The 307-nt window shown below is 51.1% G+C and carries 1 tRNA gene and 1 rRNA gene; both read left to right on the forward strand.

Annotation, left to right across the window (positions count from 1 at the left end):
* Positions 1 to 64 precede the first annotated feature (64 nt).
* Positions 65 to 179: ribosomal RNA gene (rrf, locus tag FCL42_RS21575) — 5S ribosomal RNA — on the forward strand.
* Between the two features lie 12 nt (positions 180 to 191).
* Positions 192 to 268, forward strand: a tRNA-Asp gene (locus tag FCL42_RS21580).
* Positions 269 to 307 lie beyond the last annotated feature (39 nt).

Raw genomic sequence — 307 nt, forward strand, 5'->3', positions numbered from 1 at the left:
AAAAGCGAGAAAGCAGCTTGACCAAATTGATTAACTTGCTTGATTAGCGAGTTAAAAGAATTTGTCTGACGACCATAGCGCTGTGGTCCCACCTGATCCCATGCCGAACTCAGAAGTGAAACGCAGTTGCGCCGATGGTAGTGTGGGAGTTCCCATGTGAGAGTAGGTCATCGTCAGACACCAATTTCGGTGGAGTGGTAGTTCAGTTGGTTAGAATACCGGCCTGTCACGCCGGGGGTCGCGGGTTCGAGTCCCGTCCACTCCGCCAATATTTTGAGAAAGCCCGTAGCTAACGCTACGGGCTTTT

It is taken from the genome of Ferrimonas aestuarii (assembly GCF_005116665.1).
In the GTDB taxonomy this organism is placed as follows: Bacteria; Pseudomonadota; Gammaproteobacteria; order Enterobacterales; family Shewanellaceae; genus Ferrimonas; species Ferrimonas aestuarii.